The organism is Sphingomonas morindae, from assembly GCF_023822065.1.
GTDB lineage: Bacteria > Pseudomonadota > Alphaproteobacteria > Sphingomonadales > Sphingomonadaceae > Solisphingomonas > Solisphingomonas morindae.
In genome coordinates this window covers 3,020,329-3,042,985 of record NZ_CP084930.1, presented here as the reverse complement: position 1 = coordinate 3,042,985, position 22,657 = coordinate 3,020,329, and the positions used below count along the sequence as shown (strand labels likewise).

Genomic DNA, 22,657 nt, shown 5'->3' with positions numbered 1-22,657 from the left:
CTCAGCCGCCCTCCGCCTCCTCCAGCTCGGCGAGCAGCGACGCCACCCGCGCCAGCCGCGCCGCGGGATCCGCGATCGCCTCGGCGAGCAGCAGCCGGCCCTTGCTGGCGCTGAGCGCGGGCGCGGCCAGCGTCACGCCGGGCCGCGGCGTCAGCGCGATCGCGGCCGGGCCGGCGTCGATCCGCTGAATGCCCAGCGCGCGCGCCGCGAGGCGAAGCCGCGCCAGGCCGAGCAGCGCCACCGCCTCGGGCGGCGGCGGACCGAAACGGTCCTCCAGCTCCGCCTCGAACCCGTCGAGCGCGGCCGCCGTCTCGATCCGCGCCAGCCGGGCGTAGAGCGAGACGCGCAGATCCGCCTCGGGCACCCAGGCCTCGGGGAAACAGCCTTCGGTCTCGACCATCAGCTCCGGCGTCCAGCGATCGACCGGCTCGCCGCGCGCGGCGCGCAGCGCGCCGGCCAGAAGATGCTGGTAGAGATCGATGCCGATCAGCTTCATATGGCCGGCCTGCTCCTCGCCGATCAGATCGCCCGCGCCCCGCATGTCGAGATCGCGCGCGCTGATCGCGAAACCGGCGCCGAGCCGGTCGAGCGCCTCCAGCGTGCGCAGCCGCTTGACCGTGGCGGGCGCCACCCGTCCCTCGGCCTCGGTCAGCAGCAGCACCTGGCCTCTTCTTCCGCCCCGCCCCACCCGGCCGCGCAGCTGGTGCAGCTGCGCCAGCCCGAAGCGATCGGCGCGCCAGATCAGCATGGTGTTGGCGCGCGGCACGTCCAGCCCGGCCTCGATGATGTTGGTGGCGAGCAGCACATCGCCCTCGCCCGCCGCGAAGCCGACCATCGCCTCGTCGATCGCCGCCGCCGGCATCTTGCCATGCGCCTGCACGAGCGAAAGCTCGGGCACCAGCTTGGCGAGTTCGGCCGCGAGCGGCGCGAGATCCGCGATGCGCGGCACGACGACGAAGCTCTGGCCGCCGCGCGCCGCCTCGCGCAGCAGCGCCGCGCGCGCCAGCGCGGGGGTGAAGGCGGCAAGCGTGGTGCGCACCGGCTGGCGGCGCGCGGGGGGCGTGGCGATTACCGACAGCTGGCGCAGCCCGACCAGCGCGCCCTGCAGCGTGCGCGGGATCGGCGTCGCGGTGAGCGTCAGGACATGGCCCGCGCCGAGCTGGCGAAGCCGCTCCTTGTCGGCCGCGCCGAAGCGCTGCTCCTCATCCACGATCACCAGCGCCGGCCGGTCATAGGCGATGCCCTTGGCCGCGACCGCGCCCGTGCCGACGACGATCCGGATCTCGCCCGATTGCAGCCCGGCGCGCACCGCGCGGCGCTCGGCCGGGCTGGACAGGCGCGACAGCCCCTCCACGCGCAGGCCGAGCGGCGCGAAGCGCGTCCGGAACGTCTCCAGATGCTGGCGCACCAGTACCGTGGTGGGCGCGGCCACCGCCACCTGCCAGCCGGCGAGCGCCGCCATCGCCGCCGCGCGCAGCGCCACTTCCGTCTTGCCGAAGCCGACATCGCCCACCACCAGCCGATCCATCGGCCGGCCGCTGGCCAGATCATGGCGCACCGCCTCGATAGCGCGGCTCTGGTCCGGCGTCTCGCTAAAGGCGAAGCCGCTGGCAAAGCGCTCATACTCGGCGCTGTCCGGCGCCAGCACCGGCGCGGTCTCGGCGGCGCGCGCCTCGGCCCGCGCGATCAGGTGCCGCGCCGTCTCGCCGATCGCCTGATCGATCGCGCCGCGTCGCTTGCGCCAGCTCGCCCCATCCAGCGTGTCCAGCGTCACCGCCTCGGCATCGCCGCCATAGCGCCACAGCCGATCCGCCTCGGCGACGGGCACGAGGCGCCGATTGTCGCCGGCGTGGCGCAGCGCGATCGCATCACCCGCGCCGTCGGGCAGCGGCACCACGCCGTCGAGCAGCGCGACGCCGTGATCCTCGTGCACCACCACATCGCCCAGCGCCATCTCGCCGGGATCGGCGAGCGCGAGCGCGTCGAGGCCGATCGCCGCCTCGCCGCGCCGCGCGCGGCTGCCGAGCAGATCGGCGGCGGCGATGGCGAGCACCCCGTCGAGGCGGAAGCCGCGCTCGGCGGGAAGCGGCAGCGCGCAAAAGGCCGCCGGCGGCGCCGCCGCGATCTGCGCCCAACCCTCGGCCTCCGCCGGCGCCTCGCCCAGGCTCGCCTCCAGCCGGCGGCGCAGGAAGCGCAGGTCGCGCGGATGGCCGAGCAGCGCCAGCCTCAGCCCCTCCGCGCGCGCGCCCCGCACCATGGCCTTGAAGGCGCGCAGCGGCGCCTTGGCCTCGACGAAGCGCGGCGGCGGATCGCCCGGCACCGGCAGCGGCACCACCTCGCGGTCTGCCCGCAGGGCCTGCCAGGCCGGCTCGTCCAGCATGGCGGCGAGCGCGCGCCGATTGCTCCGGCGCGCGCCATCGGCGGCGAGCGCGAGCAGACGCTGCCGCCGCCGCTCCGCCGCGGGCTCGATCATCAGCGCCGCGCCCGGCAGATGCGCGATCAGCCCCACCCCCTCGGCCGGCACCGGCGGATCGCAGGCGCGGCCCAGTTCGAGCTGGTCGACCGGCTCGGTGGTGCGCTGGCTGAGCGGATCATAGGCGCGGATGGCGGTGATCCGCCCCGATCCCGCCTCGATGCGATAGGGCTGGCCGGCATCGGCGGGATAGACATCCAGCACCTGGCCGCGCAGCGCCATCTCGCCGGGCTCGTCGACCCGCTCATCGGCTTGGTAGCCAAGCTCGGCGAGCGCCTCGGCGAGCGTCTCGAGCGCAATCTCGGCCGCCTGCGTCACGCGCGGCGGTGCCGGGGCATAGGCGTCCGGCGGCGGATAGAGGCGGGCGCAGGCCTCGCCCGTGCTGATCAGCGCGACATGCGGCCGGTGCCTGGTGGCAAGCGTGGCGCGGAGCCGGTGGAGCGCGGCGACACGCTGGCCGACATTGGCGGGCGAGGCCGGCGCGGCTTCGCCGGGCAGCGCGTCCGAGCCCGGGCAGAAGAGCACCAGCGAGTCCGGCGCCGCGATCGGCAGCGCCGCCGCCAGCGCCTGGGCCCGCATCTCGTCGCCCGCGAGGAAGATCATGTCGCTTTTGGTGAGCGCCCCGGCCAGCGCCGCCGCGATCGCCGCGATCTCGGGCGGCGACGCCGCGCCCTCCGCCTCCGCCGTCCGGTCCGTCACGCCACGCCCGCCCCCGCCCTCTGCCACGTCAAACCCTCCAACGCCTAGGGCCGGGCGAACGGGCGGGGCTCCGGCCTGTTCCGCATCTCCTCGGTCAGGGCTTTGATTCTACCGGTATTTATCATCGGCGGAACGGGCCGATCCGCGACCCGTTTGTCGCTCCGACCGGGCGGCATTTCCGCCCGTCCGCGGAGGGGACAATATGGGCAAGACGATCATCGGCACCTTTCCGGATCGCCGCGCGGTGGAATTGGCGGTGGAGCATCTCGTCCAGGATTATGGCGTGGCGCGGAGCGATATCTTCATCGAACCCGCCGGCGGCGCCAACAGCGCGGGCGAGGCGCCGGCCGGCGCCGACGCGGAATCGGGCCATGCCGATACCGAGGTCTCCGCCGATGGCGCCGCCTATGCCGGCGCGCTGCTCGTCTCGGTGGACATGAACGAGGATGAGGAAGAAGCGGTCTTCGCCGCCTTCCGCGATGCCGGCGCGCAGGCGGTGCGCAGCCGGTAACGCCGCCGGCGTCCGCCTCCACCAAGGGGCGCGCGCGGCCGGCGGGCGGACGGGAAACGCCCCGCTCCGCCAAGTCGCGCTTGACGGCGGGCGCAAACCCACGCATTTGCGCCGTCTCGGCCCGATGGCGGAGTGGTTACGCAGAGGACTGCAAATCCTTGCACGCCGGTTCGATTCCGGCTCGGGCCTCCACTCTCTTTTGCTGCTCTGCGGTAAGAGCTGCGCTTCTTTGCAGAACCGCAAGGCGCCTATCGCCCAGCTACAGAATGCCTCGGGCAGGCCGATTCGGCGGTGGCCGCCTATCCATTCGCATGGTGGACGTCTGTACAAGCGCCCGCGCTGGTTGGCCCGTCGACGAGAGTGTGTCGACGTCTTGCTTGGGCGCCGGGAGCGAGACCAGGTGCGTGATGACCGCGTCGAAACACAGGAACGTTCGGCCTCGCCATTGCGGATGCGCACCTCGGGCGGCTCGACGGCGACGAAGTTGGGATTGGAATCGTCGGGCAGCGACAACATCCCCCTCGCCATTTCGCTCGTCTGGATCTCGCGGCGGGTCGCTTGCCTGACTAGATCGTAAGCTCGTTAATCGGAGCGCCGGCGTTGAGATGGCAGGAAGCGATGCCGGCTGCTGCCGTCAACTCAAACCTGAAAGCCCCCGCTGCGACGGTGATCACGTCGCCCGATTGCACTTCGATCCGCAACACCGAATGCGGTGTTCCAGCGACGAAGATCCGCGTCCGCGTCCCGTTCTTGCTCGCGCGACCCCGCATCGGGGCGAGCGTCCGGTACTGGCAGGAGCAGCCGTCCGAGCTTCATTGAACAGCCGGTCGGCAGCCGCCCTCATTCGCCGACGTACAGCGCCTTGCTCTCCCATCTTGAAGCCGCGGCGCAAGGTATGTCGACGCCGGTATCCATAGGCCGACGCTTGAGCTTTCCTGCCAGACCGCTGCCATGCCCCGCCGTCCGGACGTTTCAAATGGCCGCTTAGTCCAGCTTCAGCCGGAAGCCGGCCATGGCCGTGAAGGGCTTGCCGTAGAGCGGGGCCGTGAAGCCGTCGTTGGTGCCGATGTAGCGCCGGTCGAACAGGTTCTCGATCTGGACGAACGTCTCCAGGCCGTGGCCCAGCGGCGCGCTCGCTGCGAGGTCCGCGATGAAGTGCGCGTCGGTCCGGTAGATGTTGTCGGGATCGCCGTTGGTGCTCGACAGGTAGCGGACACGCGGCGACACCCTAATGCCGAAGGGGCCGGTCCAATCCACGCCCGCGCTCACCTTGTGGCGCGGAATGCCCGGCTGCTGGACACCGACGCTGGCCGGATCCTCGGGGTTCCGGGTGACGATCGAGTCCGCATAGGTGTAGGCCGCGGTCGCCGAGAGCTTCGGCGTAGGCCGCCAGGTCAGCTCCGCTTCCACCCCGCGGCTGCGCGCGCGACCGGCGTTGATGAGGCGCGCGCCGATGTCGAACCCGGCCGGCAGCGTCGCCGGGTCCAAATAGCGATAGGTGAGGAAGTCGGAGATGCGGCTGGTGTAGGCCGTGGCCTGAAAGCGGATCGGGCCTCGATCGAAATCGAAGCCCGCTTCGGCGCCTTCCAGCGTCTCCGGTTTCAGCGCGGCGTTGCTGTAGAGGATGTAGCCAGGGACCGATGCGCCCCGGTAGAGATTGTCGAGCGTCGGCGCCCGGAACGCGCGGTAGACAGCGCCGCGGAGCGCGAACCCGGCCGGGAGCTGGTAGCGGATCGACAGCCGGGGATCGACGTCGTTGTCGTGCCGGCTCCGGACGCGGCCGAGCCCGCCCGGCGTGTTGTCGAGGCCATCGTAGCTGTAGAAATCCTGGTAGCGGACGCTGAGCAGCAGTTGCAGCCGATCGAGCGGATGCACGTCCGCCTGAACATAGCCGCCCAGGAAGCGCTGGTTGCCCGAGCCGGTATCGGTGCGGAGCTGGGTGCCGGTTTCGTCGAAGATCGCCGCATGATCGCTGCCGCGGACGCCGCGATAGTCGGCTCCCGCCGACAGGGAGCGAACCGCACCTTCAAAGGTCTGCGTCCATACCAGCGACGCGCCCCGGTCGTTGGCGCGCGTGCGGTGCCGGTTCTGGACGTACTCTGCGTCGTTGACCCCTGCCCCGTCCGGCGTGCCGGGGTTGTTGGTGACGAAGTGCTCGTCGTTGTGGAAGCCGGTCAGCTCCACCGTCCCACCGGCGGCGGGTGTCCAGGTCAGCGTGCCGGTGTAGCGCCAGGTCCGCTGCGTGTTGGTGTTGAGGCGGGTAAGGAAGTTCTGATCGTTGTCGTAGTAGCTCACCCGCGCACGCGCCCTGAGATCGGGCGCCAGCTCGGCGTTTCCGGACAGCGCGGCGGTGTGTGATGTGAAGCCGGTCGGCACGGTGATCGCGCCGCGAGCGCTTTCCACCTGTTCGACATAGCCGTCGCTGTGGTTGACGCCGGCCTCGATCCCGACGCCGAAGCCGTTGCCGGCGAGCGCTGCATGACCGTCGGCGCGATAGGCGCCCCGGCTGCCGCCGGCGGCCTCGGCGACCAGGCCGGTCCTGTCGATCGGCCGCGTCAGGATGTTGATGACGCCGCCCATGGCGTAGTTGCCCCATAGGGGGGCGCCGCCGCCGCGAACGACCTCGATCCGGTCCACCGTCTCCACGGGCACCTCGCTCCACTGGACGTAGCCGAAGAAGGGATCGTTGATCGGCACGCCGTCGAGCAGGACGAGCGAGCGGATGCCGCTCAGGCCCCGCATCGAAACGATCGTATCGGTGGGATGCTGCTCGTTGGTACTGGCGATCGGGAGATCGACGGACGGCACCCGGCGCAGCACGTCGTCGATCGTGCGGGCGGGGGTGCCCTCGATCTGCTCGCTGGTGATGACGCTGACGCTGGCAGGCACGTCGGTAATGGGGAGAGCGGAGCGTGTAGCCGTGACCACGATGTCGGATGTGGGAGACGAGGCGGTCTGGGCGACTGCCGGCGACACAAGCGAGAGGCAGGGCATGACGGCTCCTGCCAGCAGGTAAGATCGATCCATAAGTGTACCTTTGACCGGCCCGGCACCGAGGCGCTCAGGGCCGCAGATCATGGGCGCGTGCCGGCAGACCGGCGTGCGGAGGACGGGTCAAAGGGTGGCGGGTGGTCCTCGGAGCGGCGGGCGCAGCCGCGCCGGCTCTTCCGGCGTCGGCAGCATGGCCACGATGAGCCGCATCGCCATGACGAAGGCGATGAGCGCGGCGAGCTGGATGGGATCGATCGCGCCGGTCATGGCGGCCGACAGGCCGGCAAAGGCGCAGGGCATCTCGGCCTTGCCATGCTCCTTCGAATTGCCGTGATCGGGCATTCCGCCCTGCATCCCCGGCATGGCCATGATCGCTGCGCTGGGCGCAACGCCGGAGCAGATGGTGATGCCGATACGTCCATGATCGTTATCGATCATGTAGCCGGTCGGGATCAGCAGCTTCAGCAGCAACGTCGCCACGCAGATCAGCATGGCGAGATGGCGTTGCGCCAGAAGGTTGCGGACCGCGAACACGACTAGCGGGTATCCTCCCGGTTTGCCGCTGTCACCCGAATATCGCGACCACTCTGCCGCTTGCGGAAGATAACATTATATCATAACCCGGAAACCTGGGAGACTTAGTCGGGCAAAGGGGCACTCCGCGAGTGAGGGCGACGGTGCAAGGGGCGTTGAATACCTACGATCGGCCGCAAGGCCGCTCGGTGCGTTGGCTTGTCGCTGTTGCCGCGATCCTCATGCTGGTCTGGCAGAGCGTCGTCGTTCAGACGCACGTCCATCCTGGGGTCGGATCGACCAGCCAGTCCGGAACCGGCGTAAGCGTGCGTGTCGGCCTCGTCAGAAACCACTTGCCCGCGGACGATCCGATCGACTGCCCGCTCTGTCGCGAACTCGTGCAGGCGGGCCATTTCGTCTCTCCTTGTGTAGCCGGGCTGCCGGTACCGGATACGACGATCGTCTGCTTGTTCCTGCTCTCGTGTGCGTTCTGGGCGCGACAGGACAGATCTCATGCCTGGCTTGGCCGTGGCCCTCCAACCGCTCTCCTGAACCGACAACGTTAGGCGCAGGAGGCGACACGCCTCCTCATCCGGGTCCGCGGCACGATGCCGCCGCCCTGGACCAAAGGTTCACGGAGTTACCATGCGATCTCAATATATGATGGGCGCGGCCATCGCCGCGCTTCTGCCCGCTGCCGCGCTTGCGCAGCAATCCTCGCCCAAGGCGCCTGCCACGACCCCGAATATCGTCGTGACTGCCTCGCCATTCGGCACCGATACCGCCACCATTGTTGCCAAGGTCGATCGCAACACAATCCTCGCGACTGGCGGGTCCAACATTGCGGATTCGCTCCAGAACGTGCCGGGTATCTCAGCTACCAACTTCGCTTCGGGCGCGAGCCGCCCCATCATCCGCGGCATGGACGCGAACCGCGTCCGCCTGCTCGAGGACGGCTCCAGCAGCTCGGACGTGTCGGACATCGGGCCCGACCATGGTGTGCCGATCGACCCCCTTTCCGCGCAGTCCATCGAAGTGGTGCGGGGGCCCGCGACGCTGCGCTACGGCAGCCAGGCGATCGGCGGCGTCGTCAACGTGCTCAACAATCGCGTGCCGACCGTCATGCCGACACAGCCTGTGCAGGGCGAGATCAACTCGAGCTACAACACCGTCAATAACGGCGCCGAGATCTCGGGCCTGGCGGACGTGAACGCAGGCGGCGGCTTCGCGCTGCACGCCGATGCCTTCTACCGCTACACCGACAACTACGACACGCCGCTGGGCACGCAGCAGAACAGCTATTTCCACGGCGACGGCCTGTCGGGCGGCGCTTCCTACTTCACCGGCGATACCCAGCTCGGTGCTGCCATCACCCACTATGACGCCGATTACGGCATCCCGAGCGACACCACGCACATCGTGATGCACCAGACCAAAGGCATCACGCGCGACCATATCGACATCTCGTCGGGCGCGCTGAAGGCGCTGGACGTCTGGGGCAGCTATGCCGACTATCAGCACCAGGAAGTCGAGCCCGATGGCGAGGTCGACACGACCTTCAAGAACAAGGAATGGGACGGCCGCACCGAGCTGACCCTCAACCCGATCGGGCCGATCAGCAACATCGCGGTGGGTGCCGAGGTACAGCGTCGCCGCTTCTCGGCGCTTGGAGTCGACTCGAGCTATCTGTTCCCGACGCTCACCCAGAGCGAGGCGGGTTACATCTTCGCCGAGATGCCGCTCACCACGCGGTTGAGGCTCCAGGCCGCGGGTCGCGTCGAGCATACGCAAATCAACGGTACGCCTGCGGATGACGTGTTCAACAAGGCGCGCTTCACGCCGGTGAGCGGGTCGCTTGGCGCGCTGTTCGATCTGACGTCGACGGTGAAGCTGGGTCTGACCGGCTCGAGCACGGGGCGCGCGCCCGCTCAGACCGAGCTTTACGCGCGGGGCGGGCATGACGGGCCGAATACGTTCGAGACCGGCGATCCCAACCTCAAGGTCGAGCGCGCCAACTCGCTTGAAGGTACGATCCGGGTCAATAGCGGCAAGTTCCGCTTCGAGGGCAGCGCTTACTACACCTGGTTCCACAACTACATCTACGGCGACCTGACCGGGCGCACCTGCGACGATGACGGCAATTGCGTCGACGGTGATGGCGAGGAACTGCGCGAGCTCAATTATCGACAAGGTGGAGCGCGTTTCCGGGGCCTTGAGGGGCAGGCGTCCTATGCGCTCCTCAACACCGCGGGAGGCGGCAAGTTCGAGCTGAACGCGCTCGGGGATTATACCCGCGCCACGCTGACCCAGGGCGGCAACGTGCCGCGTATCCCGCCCTACCGGGTTGGCGGCGGCTTTACCTTCACGAGCAAGATGGCGGATGCGAGCCTGCTGTACCTGTATGTCGGCCGGCAGAATAAGTTCGGGGCGTTCGACACGCCGACCCCGCACTACAATCAGCTGAACGCGCAGATCGCGCTGCGGCCGTTCAAGGCTTATCCCGGGATCCAACTTGCCGTCGTCGGCCAGAACTTGACCAACGACGTGCAGCGCGCCGCCACCGCGCTCAACAAGGATGAGGTGGTGCTGCCGGGTCGGAACGTCCGCTTCGTGCTCAAGTTCGCCAATTTCTGACGCTCTCCGCCGCCACGCCGTGAGCGTGGCGGCGTACAGCCTTGACCACATCTTTTAACGTGAGGTCGTCATGGTAGACCCGGATGCCGAGCGCATGGGCACGCAACCGCCTGAGGCGGTACGGCCCAGCCGCAAACGGGCGGCGGTTGTCCCTGGGCCATTGCTGGAACGCACGCTCTTCGACATTCTGGCCGATGATGACGTGCCGCTCAGCGCCTACTCGCTGGCGGCAGGACTGCGGGTACGCAGCCTGAGTGTGCCGATGCCCTCGATCTACCGGGCGCTTGACCGCATGGTGTCGGCCGGCGCCATACAGAAGGTCGAAACGCGATCGGCCTATCGCATCAGGGACAAGGCCGAAGCCGTTCTGATGATTTGCGTGGTATGCGGGCGCACAACATCGCTTGCTGTGCCGGTGGAGCACCGAAGCCTCGTGCGCATCATGCACAATTCAGCTTTTGCAGTCACGGGCCTGGCGCTGGAGGCGACAGGCCACTGTTCCAAATGTAGAGGCCTTTCCGATGGTGATCCGGCCTTCGAAGCGTCAGGGGTCGAGAAAGATCACACGCCATGATCCCGCCTTTGCTGTTCGGCGCCGCAGCAGGCATCGTCACCCTACTCGGCGGACTCCCTTTCGGATGCGGCAGCGCTTTGTCGTCGTTCTTGGCCTGGCCGCGGGGATCGTGCTTGGAATCGGCCTTCTGGACCTTCTGCCCAAAGCACTGGAGCTGTCACGGGGCGCATGGTCGACACAGGCGCTGGCCGCCTGGGTGGCAGCCGGATTCGGCTTCTACATGCTTCTGACTAGCGTGACCGCCTCGCCGGGTGATGCTCCTCCCGCATGGCGGTCTCGTCTCGGCGCGGCAACGCCGACCATGCACAGCTAACTGGACGGGTTCGGGATCGGCGTCTCCTTCGGCATCGATCAGGAGGTCGGCAGGTTTATGTCGATCGCCGTGCTGGCGCATGATGTTGCCGACAGCATCAACAGCGTCAGCCTCAGCCTTACAGCGCAGAGTGAACGCGGCCGGCAACCGGCGCCAGCGCCGGAACGCCGCCCTTGGGATTGCGCGCACGCCACAGCGGCTGCGACGCCTTGTCGGTGGCGTCGCGCGCGGTGACGCGATGAGCCTCATAAGGCAACTCAAGCTCTTCCAGCACGATGCGGACCGCAAGCGAGCAGGAACCGGCATCGTAGAAGAAATCGAAAGGCGGCGCGGCGGTCAGGCCGCGACGCTCGCTAAGGCGCGTCGCACGACCTCGCGCAGGGGCATCGTCGGGCGCCCGATCAGACGGCTGAGCGCACGCGAGTCGTCAGCGAGAATACCGCCAGCCGCACCGGCGCTGAACCCGGCCAGCGTCGCGGCAAAGGCCGCGGGAACACCGCCCTGTTCGAGCGCCTGCGCATAGTTCGCCTCCGACAGATCGCAATAGACGACCGGGCGACCGGATACTTCCGCCAGCGCCGCGGCGACATCGGACAGGGTGAACGCCTCGTCGCCCGCCAGCTCGTACACCCCGGAGGCAGCCGCGCCGGCCGCGAGCACCGCGGCCGCAGCTTCGGCATAGTCGGCGCGCGCCGCGCCGGAGATACGCCCGGTCCCGGTGCTGCCGAGCAGCGTGCCTTGGGCGATCGCGGCATCGGCGCCGATCAGATAATTCTCGCTGTACCAGCCGTTGCGCAGGATCGCGTGGGGGATGCCGCTGTCGCGCAGCATCGCCTCGGTCGCTCGATGCGAGGGCGCGACGCTGAGCGGGTTGGTGTCCGCATGCAGGACGCTGGTATAGGCGATGAAGCCGACTCCAACCGTGGTTGCGGCCTTGATCACCGCGCGATGCTGGTCAGTCCGGCGTGCGACATCGTCGGACGAGATCAGCAGCAGCCGATCGATGCCGGCCAGCGCATCTGCCAAGGCATCGGGAGCGTCATAGTCGAACGCGCGAACCTCGACACCGGAGGCGGCGAGATTGGCGGCACGCGCCGGATCGCGGGCGAGCGCCACGACGCGGCTTTGCGGTTGCCGCTCGATCATCGACGTGATCGTCAGGCGGCCAAGCTGGCCGGTGGCTCCGGTGATCGCGAACATGGATGGCTCCTTTGAAGATTGAGCCGATGCACTTATGCGCCTAACTGACGAAGTGTAAGTACGCACATGGAGGTAAGTGTCAGATGCAGACAGACGGCCATCTCGCGCGCCAGATGCTGCGCGGCGACACCTTCGACGCCGACTGCCGATCGCGCGACGTGCTGGTCGCCATCACGGGCAAGTGGAGCGTGCTCATCCTGGTCGCTCTCGCCGGCGGGACGATGCGCTTTGCCGAGCTGCGGCGGCGGGTGAACGGCGTCAGTGAGCGGATGCTGGCGGAAAGCCTGCGCCAGCTCGCCGCGAACCGCCTGGTGGAGCGGCGCAGCTTCCCGGTGGTGCCTCCACACGTCGAATATACCTTGACGCCCCTTGGCTACGAGGCGGCAGAGCATCTCGCCCGACTGACCGACTGGATCGAGACGAACATCACGGGCCTGGTCGACCGTCAGTAGCGGAGCGATCGTTTGAATCAGTTGCTCCCTCCGCGCTGGATCATTCGGCGACGCGGCTATGACCGTTTCCGGCGGAAGCTACCGCCTCGGCATGTCGACGGGATCTACGGCTTCGTCCCTTCTCCGCCGTCGCGGTCGGTCGAACAGGTTCGTTTAACGAATGTCTGAAGTTGGGAAGCGGGGAAGGTGGCCTGAGCGACCGTCTTTGGGTCTGGCCGGCCGCCTATAGTTCTGCCCAAAGCGGTAGCTGCTCCCCACGACAGAGCGAATAACTTTGTCGGGCATCGCTTGGGACGGCGCCGCGATGAGCAGATCACCTGAGCAATGCCCTGGGATCACGTAGTCGGGGTTGATCGACTGCATCATCGCCACCGCCTCAAGCGCCTGCTGCTTAGTCTGAGGTCGCACGAGGAGGAAGCCACCGACTATGGCATGGATCCGATCGATGCCGGACTCCGCCCGGGGACGGCGAACGGTGCTGATGATGCCCTGATAGCTGCAGGACCCAACAATGACCAGTCCGCGGCCAGTCACGTGGTAGACTGTTCCTAGGCGGCGCGGACAAATTCGAGCCAGTATCTGGCGGTGGCGAGGTGGACCATGCCGAGGAAGCTGCTGGCCAATTGGTCGTAGCGGCTGGCGATGGCACGGTTGATCTTGAGGTGCCCGAATATGCGCTTGATCCGGTTGCGCTGCTTGTAGGGCGTTCGGTCATGTTCGATCTTCACGCAGCGGTTGGATCGACCGGGAATGACGGCTTCGATCTTCCGCTCGGTAAGCTCAGCACGAATGGCGTCGGCGTCGTGGCCCTTGTCCGCCAGCAAGGCATCGGGCGTGCGTTCCGGCAAGACGATCAAGGTATCATACGCCTTGCAGTCTGCCGCCTCGCCGGCCGTCAGGTGGAAGGCGAGTGATCGTCCAAGGGCGTCAGCCACCGATCTCGCAAAACACATAGTAGAGGGCGAGAGCCTGTCGGCGGCGCTCGACGTCATCGCTGCGGGTGGTGCGGTGCTCAAGAAAATTGCGGTGACATGCCGCAAGGTGAGAGTGCCGCGTCTCCCGGCGGGATGGCGCCTGCTCAACGAGACGCCCGACCCGCTAGCCCGTTCCACTGGATTCCATGTCGTATTCGACGAGATCGCGCCCTTCACGTTCGACCTCGGCTTCGACGCGCTTCGGTTCGGACAACCTTACCACGGTCTTCAGCTTAAGGACGGATCGGACGTAAGTGCGCCTTATCCGGCTCTGCGCTCGAGATTGATCGAAAAAGACCTACCAACGGCGCGGACCCACGCTTGGTGGATTTGGTGGACGTACGCCGATGAAATAGAAAGTGGCGTGCGCCCGGGAGACCCTGCGGACGTGTGGCGCGCGTTCACCGACAAGCGCTGGGCAGACTTTCTTCTGATAGAAGCTATCGATTTCGAGCAGCGGCTTACCGAAGTCGGCGCTTTACCGCGGCAAAGTCGACCGCGCTTCCGCAAATCCTAAATCCTTCAGGCCGATGCCTTAGCGGCGCTGGTGTTGAGAGGCATGCGCGGCTGTTCGTCTGGACCCACTCGCGGTCGTTCGCGACCGCCTGATGGGACGCAGGTTGGGGAGTCCATTCAGAGATGACGCCGGACTCAGCCAGGCGCATCGACCCGCGGTGAAAGCAGGCAATTGCGTTGACGACGCGGTCCCGGGCCAAGGTCGGACGCTGTGCCATGGCTGCGCGGGCCTGCAGGCATCCGGCCGTTTCCATCCGGAAGGTCGAAATCGGCTGAGAGCCACGACCAGGATGCACCGCTAGATTGGGGCTTTGTATGGAGCGCCCGAGGTGCGTTTCGGCTACACGGGCTCTCACTCCGTGGCCAGCCAAATCGAGACAATGCGCGCCTTGATCGTAGAAGACGATGACGCGACAGCGTTGTTCATCAGCGCCGGGCTGGAGAGCCTTGGCTATCAATGTTCACGATCGCGCGGCGGCGATGACGCGCTGCGCGCGATGACGGATGGCCGCCACGATGTCGCCATCCTCGATCGCATGCTCGCCGGCATGGATGGGTTGACGATCCTCCGCGCGGCACGGGCCGGCGGCGTCACCATGCCCGTCCTGGTGCTGACCGCGCTCGGACAGATCGCCGACCGGGTCGACGGCCTGGAGGCGGGTGCGGACGATTATCTCGTCAAGCCGTTCGCGATGGCCGAGCTCACCGCGCGGCTGACCGCGATCACGCGCAGGCGGAGCACCGGCCAGGCGGTCACCGCCTTGACGTCGGGACCACTCGCCATCGACCTTTTGCACCGCGAGGTGCGCCATGCCGGCCGCCTGATCGCGCTTCAGCCGCGCGAGATCCGACTGCTCGAGGAGCTGATGCGCAATCCCGGCAAGATCGTCACCCGATCGATGATGCTCGAGCGGGTCTGGGGCTTCCACTTCGATCCGCAAACCAACCTTGTCGAAACGCATATGAGCCGATTGCGGACGAAATTGGCGCTCGGCGGCGCCAAGGACGTGATCGAGACGGTGCGCGGTGCCGGCTACCGGCTGCGGACGACATCGGCGGTATGATCCGCAGCGCGGCCTATAGGATCGCGATCGTGTCGTCGCTCGCCTATGCGGCGGCGACGGTGACGCTCGGCATCGCCGTATATTGGGCGGCGCACAACGGGCTGCGTCGCCAGTTCGACGATCGGATCAAATCGGAACTGGCCGCGCTCGTCGACGAATACAGGCTCGGCGGCGAAGGCGAACTGCGCCGAGAGATCGTGCAGCGCGAGGCGGCGGCCGCGGCCAGCGATCTGCGCTACGCGCTGTTCGCGCCGGACGGGACGCGACTCGTCGGAAACTTCCTCGGCCGCCGCCCGGCGACTGGTCTTCAGACCCTGATGGTGCGCGACATGGCCGGCGAGGAGGATCCCCAGCGCGCACTCGCCGCCGATCTGCGCGGCGGCGAGCGGCTGGTGGTGGCGGCCGACTGGGATGCGCTCGAGGATAGCGACCGCCTGATCCTTTCGCTGCTCGCGGCCGCCTGCGTCGCGGTGGGACTGATCGGGGCGGCGGGCGCCCTCCTGCTCGGCGCCTATCTGCGGCGGCGGCTGTCGGCGATCAGTGTGGCGGCGGAGGGGATCATGGCCGGCGACCTTGCGCAGCGGATCGTGATCGGCACGCGGGGCGACGAGTTCGATCGCCTTTCAGGCGTGCTCAACGCCATGCTCGATCGGATTGCCGAGCTGCTCGAAAATCTCCGTCAGGTCTCGGGCGAGATCGCGCACGATCTGCGCACGCCGCTGACGCAGCTGCGCAACCAGCTCGAGACCGGCCTCGTCCATGGTGCCGATGCAACGATGATCGAACGCGCGATCGCGCGGGTCGACGAGGCGCTGGCGCTGTTCGCCGCGATCCTCCGCCTGTCCGAAATCGAGTCCGGGCGTTTGGCGGCATCGTTTCGCGTGATCGACCTGTCCGCGCTGGCCGCCGAAATCGGAGAAAGCTACGCGCCCGCTGTCGAGGATCGCGGGCGCACGCTGCACTGCGCGATCGAGCAGATCGAGCCGATCACCGGCGATCGCGAGCTGGTCGCGCAGGCGCTCGTCAACCTGATCGAAAACGCGCAGACCCACACGCCGCCGGGCACCGCGATCCGGCTTGCGCTGCACGAGCGGGCGGGTTGCATCCGCCTGATCGTCGCGGATGACGGGCCGGGTGTGCCCGCGGGCGATCGGAAGCGGATCGTGACGCGCTTCGCACGCCTCGAGGAGAGCCGGTCGCGGCCGGGCCACGGCCTCGGGCTCAGCCTGGTCGCGGCGATCGCGCGAGCCCACCGAGCGCGGCTCTCGATCGAGGACAACGCACCTGGTCTCCGTATCGCGATCGAGTTCGCGCGATGAGGCGGCCCGCCGCCATCGCCGCGCTGCTGTCGCTGGCCGCCTGCCAGCATTACGAGGCGGCGCGGCTGCCCGAGAGCGCCGCTCTCGCGCCGGCCGCGCCAGCGGTCGCGCCGCTCGCCATCGACGATGTGGTCCGCCTCGCGCTCGAGAACAACCCCGATCTACGCGCTGCGCGCGCGAGGCGCGGGATCGCGGACGCACAGCTGCTGGCGAGCGGCATCCTCCCCAACCCAACGTTCGCGGGCGCGTTCCTGCCGCTCGTCTCCGGCGCGGGCGCCGTGCCGGCGTGGAGCGCCGGGCTGTCGCAGGACCTCAAGGCGCTCATAACCTATCGATCCCGCAGGCGCGCGGCTCGCGATGCGGCGGGCCAGGCGGCGGCGGACCTGCTCTGGCAGGAGTGGCAGGTCGCGGGCCAGGCGCGTCAGCTGGCCGTCGATCTGATTGGCACCCGCCGCCAGCAGCCGGTTGCCGCCGAAGCCTATGCCATCCTGCGCCAGCGCGTGGCGGCGACCGACCGAGCGCTTGCGACGGGCGACACCACCCTGATCGTCGCCGCGCCGACGCGCGCCGCGATGCAGAGCGCGCGCACCAATCTTCAGACAATCGATCAGCGCGAACTTCAACTCCATCACCAGCTCTGCGCGCTGCTCGGCCTTGCTCCCGACGCGCCGATCACGCTGGTGCGGGAGGCGTCGCTGCCGCCCTTCGATCCGGCCGCAGTCCGCGCCGGTCTCTCGACGCTGCCCCAGCGTCGGCCCGACCTGCTCGCGCTCCGCCTCGGTTATGCCGCGCAGGAAGAGGCCGTGCGGCAGGCGATCCTGGCGCAATTCCCGGACCTCGTGCTCGGCCTGTCGCGCACCAGCGACTCGAGCAAGGTCGTCAATGTCGGCCCGGAGGCGACGATCGGGCTGCCGCTGTTCGATCGCAACCAGGGCAATATCGCGATCACCCGCGCCACGCGCGCGCAGCTCCGCTCCGAATATGCCGCACGACTCGCCACGACGGCGGGCGAGGTCGGCGCCGCGCTCGCCGAGATGACCCAGCTCGGTGAGCAGCTTGCCCAGGCGCGGCGCGATCTGCCCGAAGCGCGAATCGCGGCGCAGCGTGCCGAGGCGGCGCGCAGCGTTTCGGCGATCGACGAGGTGGCGTTCGTCGATCTGATCGCGACGCGCTTCACGAAGGAGCAGGAGGTGATGGCGCTCGAACTTGCGCTGCAGGATCGGCAGGTGGCGGTGCAGACCCTGATCGGCGCGGGGCTGCCCGCCGTGGAGACGCTGCCAATCGAGCAGGCGGTCCGATGAGGCGAGGCGCGGGCTTGGCCCTGCTCGTCCTTGCCGCGGGGTGCGGCGGCCCGGAGGCCGAACAATCGGGCGGCGGCAGCGTGGCGATCACCACCGCCACCGCTCGCCAGGGCCATATGACCCGGTGGATCAGCGGCTATGGCAGCGCCGTGGCCGCCTCGAACGGCACGGCGACGCTGAGCGTCGCCCAGCCGGGCCAAGTAACCGCGATGCTGGTGACGCCCGGCGCCGCCGTGCGGGCCGGCGAGCCCATTCTGACCTTCGCGATCGCCCCGTCCGCGCTGGCCGGCTTCGAGGCGGCATCGACCACGCTGGCCGTCGCGATCCATCAGCGCGACACGACGCGCGCGCTGCTCGCCCAGCAGCTCGCCACTCGCGACCAGCTCACCCAGGCCGAGAAGGCGGTCGTTGATGCGCAGGCGGCCTTGGCCGCGCAGCGGCGGGAGGGTGCGGCTAATGCGGTCCAGACGCTGCGGGCACCGTTCGACGGCGTGGTCGCGACGATCCCGGTGGCGGTGGGGGATCGCACCCAGGCCGGGGTCGCGCTCGCCACGATTGCCAAGCGCGGCGCTCTAATCGCGACGGTCGGCGTCGATCCGGCCGAGCGCGCGCGTCTCCACCCCGGCAGCGCGGCGCGGGTCGCGCGATTGAACGGCGGCGGCACGCTGCCCGGAACGGTCCGTCGCATCGACGCGCAGCTCAATCCGACGACTCACCTTGTCGATGTCGATGTCGGCTTCCCGACCGGTGCCCTGCTGAGCGGCGAGGCGGTGCGAGTCGATCTCGCCGCGGGCGAGTCGTCCGGCTGGCTGGTGCCGCACGACAGCGTGGTGACCGGCGATCAGGGCGACCGCGTGTTTCAGATCTCGAACGGCAAGGCCAAGGCGGTCCCGATCACGGTGATCCGGAGCGGCGATCACGTGGACGTCGTGAGCGGCGCGATCGACGGACGCCGTCCGGTCGTGGTCACCGGCGCCTTTCAGCTCGAGGACGGCGGCGCCGTCCGCACCGCGCGCTGACATGGCGCTTGAAACTCTGGTGGAGCGCCAGTCGCGCGCGGTACTGATCGTCGCGCTGGCGCTGGCGCTTGCGGGCATGGTGGCGGCGCTGACGCTCCCGGTCGGGCTGTTTCCGCAGGTCTCCTTCCCGCGCGTGGTGGTCGATCTCGATGCCGGGAGCCGTCCGGCCGATCAAACCGCCATGCTCGTCACGCGCCCGGTCGAGGAAGTCTTGCGCACGATCCCCGGGGTCGCCGACGTGCGATCCGAGACGACCCGCGGTTCGGCGCAGGTGTCGATCGACTTCGGCTGGGGTCGCGACATGGTTGCGGCGACGTTGCTGGTCGATGCCGCGCTGTCGCGCGCCCTGCCCGGCCTGCCCGCGGGCACCGCCTATGGTGTCCGGCGGATGGACCCCACCGTCTTCCCTATCATCTCCTACGCGCTGGTCGCGGATCATCCCGATCCAGTCGCGTTGCATGATCTTGGCCGCTACCAGATCACGCCCCTGCTCTCTGCCATCCCGGGGCTGTCGCGGGTCGATGTGCAGGGCGGCGACACGGCCGAAATCGAGGTGCTCGCCGATCCCCAGCGGCTCGCGGGCTTTGGGCTCGGCATGAACGATCTCACGACGGCCGTCCGCAATGGCAATGTGCTGAGCGCGGTCGGGCAGGTCCAGGATCGCGGCCGACTCTCGCTCGTCATCGCCGATCGCAGCCTCACCGATGGGCGCCAGGTCGGGGAGGTGGTCGTCAAGGCGTCGCCGCAAGGCGTCGTTCGCGTCCGCGACGTCGCCACTGTCCAGCGCGGGGTGGTGCCGGTGTGGCGGCGCATCGTCGAAGATGGGCGGCCGGCGGTGCTGCTCAACATCTACGAGCAGCCCGACGGCAACGCGGTGCGGATCGCCCATGCGGTCGCGGCGAAGCTGGCAGCGTTCAGGTTGCCGCCCGGCGTCCGGCTGATCTGCTGGTACGACCAGAGCCAGCTCGTCACCCAATCCGTCGCGAGCGTGCGGGACGCCGTGCTGATCGGTCTCGCGCTCGCCGCACTGGTGCTGTTCCTGTTCCTCCGGAGCGCGCGCGTCACGCTGATCGCGTTGATCGTGGTACCGGCGACACTCGCCATCACCGTGCTGATGCTCGCGCTCCTGGGCATGGGCTTCAACATCATGACGCTGGGCGGCATCGCCGCTGCGGTCGGCCTGCTGATCGACGACGTCATCGTGATGGTTGAACATATTGCGCGGCGCGCGGCCGGTGTCGGCCGCGCGGCGGTGCTTCCCGCCGCGCGCGAGTTCGTGAAGCCGCTGACGGGCTCCAGCCTGGCGACGCTGATCGTATTCCTGCCGCTGTCGTTCCTCACCGGCGTGACCGGCGCATTCTCCAAGGCGCTGTCGGTGACGATGGCGGCGGCGCTGGCGATCAGTTGGGCGATGACCGCGTTCGTGGTGCCGCTGCTCGCGCGTCGGCTGGTGGATTTCGAGACGTGGCGCGAACCCGGTGCCGGGCATGACGGGTGGCTGACCCGCCGCCATGCCGGTCTGCTCGCGCGACTAAGCGCGCGGCCCTGGCTGCTGGCGGCGATGCTGGCTCCGCTGGTGGCTCTCGGCTGGTTCGCGTCCGCCCGCGTGCCGACCGGCTTCATGCCCAAGGTCGATGAGAGCGGCTTCGTCATGGACTATTACACCCGGCCTGGCACCTCGATCATCGAGACCAGCCGCGAGATGGCGCAAGTCGATGCCATCCTTCGCGCTAATCCGGAGGTAGAGACTTTCTCGCGTCGCCTCGGCACCGGCCTCGGCGGGGATCTCGGGCAGAGCTATCACGGCGACTATTTCGTCCGGCTCAAGGCGGATCACGCCAAGTCCACCGAGCAGGTGATGTCGGACACGCTCGCGTCCATCAACGAGAAGGTGCCGGGCGTCGATATCGAACTGGCGCAGCTCATGGAGGACCTGATCGGCGACCTGACAGCCGTGCCGCAGCCGATCGAAGTGAAGCTCTATTCGGCGGATCCCGCGCCGCTGCGCGCTCAGGCCGAGAAGATCGCGGCGCTCATCGGCCGGATCGACGGCGTCGTGGAGGTGAAGAGCGGGCTCCAGCTTGCCGGCGACGCGCTCGACGTCAAGGTCGATCCCGATCGCGCCGCGCTTGAAGGGATCGCGCCGGCGGACGTCGAGACCGCGATCAGCGACGCTCTCACCGGCGCGGTCGCCACCTCGCTGCCGCAGGCGGACAAGGTGGTGGACGTGCGGGTGCGCCTGCCCCAGGCGCTGTCGATCGGCGAGGCCGATCTGGCGCGCCTGCCGATGCGCGCGACCGACGGCCATATTGTCACCCTCGACCGTGTCGCGACGGTGTCGCGCGTTACCGGCCAGCCGCAGATCGCACGCGAGAATCTGGAGCCCATGGTGGCGGTGACCGGCCGCATCGAGGGGCGCTCGATGGGCGCGGCGGTGGCCGATGTGAAGGCCGCGCTGGACAGGCCGGGCGTGCTCGCCCCCCGGATCCGCTACGAGCTGGGTGGGCTGTATCAGCAGCAGCAGATCGCCTTTGCCGGCCTCGCCAAGGTGTTCGTCGCGGCCTTGATCGCGGAGTTCGTGCTGCTGCTCATCCTGTATCGCCGCTTTGCCACACCCTTCATCATTATCGGCTGCTCGCTGCTCTCAACCACCGCGGTGTTCACCGCGCTGTGGCTGACCGGAGTCGAGCTCAACATTACCGCGCTGATGGGTATGACGATGATCATCGGCATCGGCACCGAAATGGCGATCTTCTACGTCTCCGAATATGAGGAGCTTCGCCATACGCAGCCGCCCGCGCAGGCGGCGCGCGAGGCGAGCCGGAATCGCGTGCGCCCAATCACGATGACGACGCTCGCCGCGATCCTCACGCTGCTGCCGCTCGCCTTTGCGATTGGTCAGGGATCCGGCATCCAGCAGCCGCTCGCCATCGCAATCGTCGCGGGCCTGCTGCTGCAATACCCGCTCGTCCTGCTCGCCATGCCCATCCTCGTCGGCTGGGCGGACCGGAATGCCCCGACTCAGGAGATTTGATGATGAAGACACTCACGCACGCCTGCGCCATGGGACTGGCGCTGTCCGCCTCGGCCGCGCTCGCTCGACCGGCCTATACTCTCGTCGCGACGGTGCCGCTCGGCGCTCCCGATCGCTGGGACTACGTCACCTACGATGCCGGTGCCAACCGCGTCTATGTCGCGCACGGCGACCGGGTCACCCTTGTCGATCCTGACGCCGGTACGGTCGTCGGGCAGGTCGAGGGGGTGCCCGGCGGCACGCACGGCATCGCTATCTCCAGGGAAACCGGCCAGGGCTTCACCGACGACGGCAAGGCCGGGCTGGCGGTCGCATTCGATCCGAAGACGCTCAAGATTGTCCGGAGGATTCCTGCCGCGCCTGACGCCGACGCGATCGCGATCGACGGATCGAGCAAGCACATCTTCGTGGTAGAGGGTGACTCCGCCTCGATCACCGTGATCGATCCCGCGACCGATGCCGGGATCGCGACGATCAAGGTGGGCGAGAAGCTCGAGTTCGCGGTTAGCGACGATGCCGGATCCTTGTTCGTCGCGGGCGAGGAGAAAGGCGATCTCGTCCGCATCGACACGGCCGGCAACCGCGTGGTCGCGCATTATCCGGGCGCCGGCTGCACGAGCCCGCACGGCCTCGCGATCGACAAAGCTGCGCATCGCCTCTTCATGGGATGCGCCAACGGCGTGATGCTCGTCTTCGACGGATCGGACGGCCATGTGCTCGCGACGCTGCCGATCGGCCGGGGCAATGATGCGATCGCCTATGATCCGGTTCGCCGGCGCGTGTTCAGCTCCAACGGCGCGGACGGGACGATCAGCGTGATCCAGCAGGCGTCGGCAGATCATTATGTTCCGCTCGAGCCTATCGCAACCAAAGTGAGCGGACGCACGATGTCGCTCGACCCGCAGACAGGCCGCCTGTTTGTCGCGGCCGCGACGACGACCCCCGCCCCCACGCCCGGCGGGCGGCCGCGCCCGGTGCCCGGATCGCTGGGCCTCCTGATCTTCTCTCCAGGTCGATAGCCCCAGGCCCTGCCGACCTTGTGTCGGCAGGCCCGTCCCGGATGCTGGAAG

The 22,657-nt window shown here is 68.5% G+C and carries 17 protein-coding genes and 1 tRNA gene; 12 read left to right on the top strand and 6 right to left on the bottom strand.

Annotated elements, in window-relative coordinates:
- Nucleotide 1 precedes the first annotated feature (1 nt).
- Nucleotides 2–3,199, bottom strand: a complete 3,198-nt coding sequence (locus LHA26_RS14790) for a TRCF domain-containing protein (RefSeq protein WP_367890723.1) — start codon at nt 3,197–3,199, stop codon at nt 2–4.
- Nucleotides 3,200–3,374: 175 nt separating this feature from the next.
- Between LHA26_RS14790 and LHA26_RS14785 the strand changes: the two genes are divergently transcribed.
- Nucleotides 3,375–3,683, top strand: a complete 309-nt coding sequence (locus tag LHA26_RS14785) for a hypothetical protein (RefSeq protein ID WP_252166344.1) — start codon at nt 3,375–3,377, stop codon at nt 3,681–3,683.
- Between the two features lie 118 nt (nt 3,684–3,801).
- Nucleotides 3,802–3,875, top strand: a tRNA-Cys gene (locus LHA26_RS14780).
- Between the two features lie 792 nt (nt 3,876–4,667).
- Here the strand turns inward: LHA26_RS14780 and LHA26_RS14775 are convergent.
- Together LHA26_RS14775 and LHA26_RS14770 are read right to left on the bottom strand one after the other, a co-directional pair.
- Nucleotides 4,668–6,677 carry a TonB-dependent receptor gene (locus LHA26_RS14775; protein WP_252166343.1) on the bottom strand — a complete coding sequence of 670 codons (2,010 nt, stop codon included), beginning with the start codon at nt 6,675–6,677 and terminating at the stop codon, nt 4,668–4,670.
- A 120-nt stretch (nt 6,678–6,797) separates the two neighbouring features.
- Nucleotides 6,798–7,208, bottom strand: a complete 411-nt coding sequence (locus LHA26_RS14770; RefSeq protein ID WP_252166342.1) for a DUF2946 family protein — start codon at nt 7,206–7,208, stop codon at nt 6,798–6,800.
- Between the two features lie 639 nt (nt 7,209–7,847).
- Between LHA26_RS14770 and LHA26_RS14765 the strand changes: the two genes are divergently transcribed.
- Together LHA26_RS14765 and LHA26_RS14760 are read left to right on the top strand one after the other, a co-directional pair.
- Nucleotides 7,848–9,821: a TonB-dependent receptor plug domain-containing protein gene (locus LHA26_RS14765; RefSeq protein ID WP_367890722.1), complete on the top strand. Its 1,974-nt coding sequence runs from the start codon at nt 7,848–7,850 to the stop codon at nt 9,819–9,821.
- A 70-nt stretch (nt 9,822–9,891) separates the two neighbouring features.
- Nucleotides 9,892–10,395 carry a Fur family transcriptional regulator gene (locus tag LHA26_RS14760; RefSeq protein WP_252166340.1) on the top strand — a complete coding sequence of 168 codons (504 nt, stop codon included), beginning with the start codon at nt 9,892–9,894 and terminating at the stop codon, nt 10,393–10,395.
- A 431-nt stretch (nt 10,396–10,826) separates the two neighbouring features.
- Here LHA26_RS14760 and LHA26_RS20090 read toward each other — a convergent pair whose 3' ends face one another.
- Together LHA26_RS20090 and LHA26_RS14750 are read right to left on the bottom strand one after the other, a co-directional pair.
- Complete coding sequence (locus LHA26_RS20090; protein ID WP_302898076.1) at nt 10,827–11,048, bottom strand: thioredoxin domain-containing protein; 222 nt, start codon at nt 11,046–11,048, stop codon at nt 10,827–10,829.
- Nucleotides 11,045–11,908 (bottom strand): NAD(P)H-binding protein, encoded by an 864-nt coding sequence (locus LHA26_RS14750; protein ID WP_252166338.1) that lies wholly within the window; start codon nt 11,906–11,908, stop codon nt 11,045–11,047. The genes LHA26_RS20090 and LHA26_RS14750 overlap by 4 nt, the downstream gene beginning before the upstream one ends.
- Before the next feature lie 83 nt (nt 11,909–11,991).
- On the opposite strand from LHA26_RS14750, the gene LHA26_RS14745 reads away from it, so the two are divergent.
- Nucleotides 11,992–12,360: a winged helix-turn-helix transcriptional regulator gene (locus LHA26_RS14745; protein WP_252166337.1), complete on the top strand. Its 369-nt coding sequence runs from the start codon at nt 11,992–11,994 to the stop codon at nt 12,358–12,360.
- A gap of 548 nt (nt 12,361–12,908) precedes the next feature.
- Here the strand turns inward: LHA26_RS14745 and LHA26_RS14740 are convergent.
- Nucleotides 12,909–13,313, bottom strand: coding sequence for a transposase (locus LHA26_RS14740; protein ID WP_252168410.1), 405 nt, complete (start codon nt 13,311–13,313; stop codon nt 12,909–12,911).
- On the opposite strand from LHA26_RS14740, the gene LHA26_RS14735 reads away from it, so the two are divergent.
- From LHA26_RS14735 to LHA26_RS14705, 7 genes are all read left to right on the top strand, one after another.
- A complete protein-coding gene (locus LHA26_RS14735; RefSeq protein ID WP_252168439.1) occupies nt 13,195–13,851 on the top strand; it encodes a hypothetical protein in 657 nt (218 codons plus the stop codon). The two genes, LHA26_RS14740 and LHA26_RS14735, sit on opposite strands and share 119 nt — an antisense overlap.
- A gap of 379 nt (nt 13,852–14,230) precedes the next feature.
- The gene (locus tag LHA26_RS14730) at nt 14,231–14,914 is read left to right on the top strand and encodes a response regulator transcription factor (protein WP_252166336.1); all 684 of its coding nucleotides are present in this window, start codon (nt 14,231–14,233) and stop codon (nt 14,912–14,914) included.
- On the top strand, nt 14,911–16,233 hold the full coding sequence (locus tag LHA26_RS14725) for a sensor histidine kinase (RefSeq protein ID WP_252166335.1): 1,323 nt from the start codon (nt 14,911–14,913) through the stop codon (nt 16,231–16,233). Before LHA26_RS14730 ends, LHA26_RS14725 begins: the two co-directional genes overlap by 4 nt.
- Entirely contained in the window at nt 16,230–17,534 is a 1,305-nt protein-coding gene (locus LHA26_RS14720; RefSeq protein ID WP_252166334.1) for a TolC family protein, read from the top strand. Before LHA26_RS14725 ends, LHA26_RS14720 begins: the two co-directional genes overlap by 4 nt.
- A gap of 14 nt (nt 17,535–17,548) precedes the next feature.
- A complete protein-coding gene (locus tag LHA26_RS14715; protein WP_367890721.1) occupies nt 17,549–18,553 on the top strand; it encodes an efflux RND transporter periplasmic adaptor subunit in 1,005 nt (334 codons plus the stop codon).
- Between the two features lies 1 nt (nt 18,554).
- A complete protein-coding gene (locus tag LHA26_RS14710) occupies nt 18,555–21,587 on the top strand; it encodes an efflux RND transporter permease subunit (protein WP_252166332.1) in 3,033 nt (1,010 codons plus the stop codon).
- Nucleotides 21,588–21,616: 29 nt separating this feature from the next.
- On the top strand, nt 21,617–22,606 hold the full coding sequence (locus tag LHA26_RS14705; RefSeq protein WP_252166331.1) for a YncE family protein: 990 nt from the start codon (nt 21,617–21,619) through the stop codon (nt 22,604–22,606).
- Nucleotides 22,607–22,657: the final 51 nt, after the last annotated feature.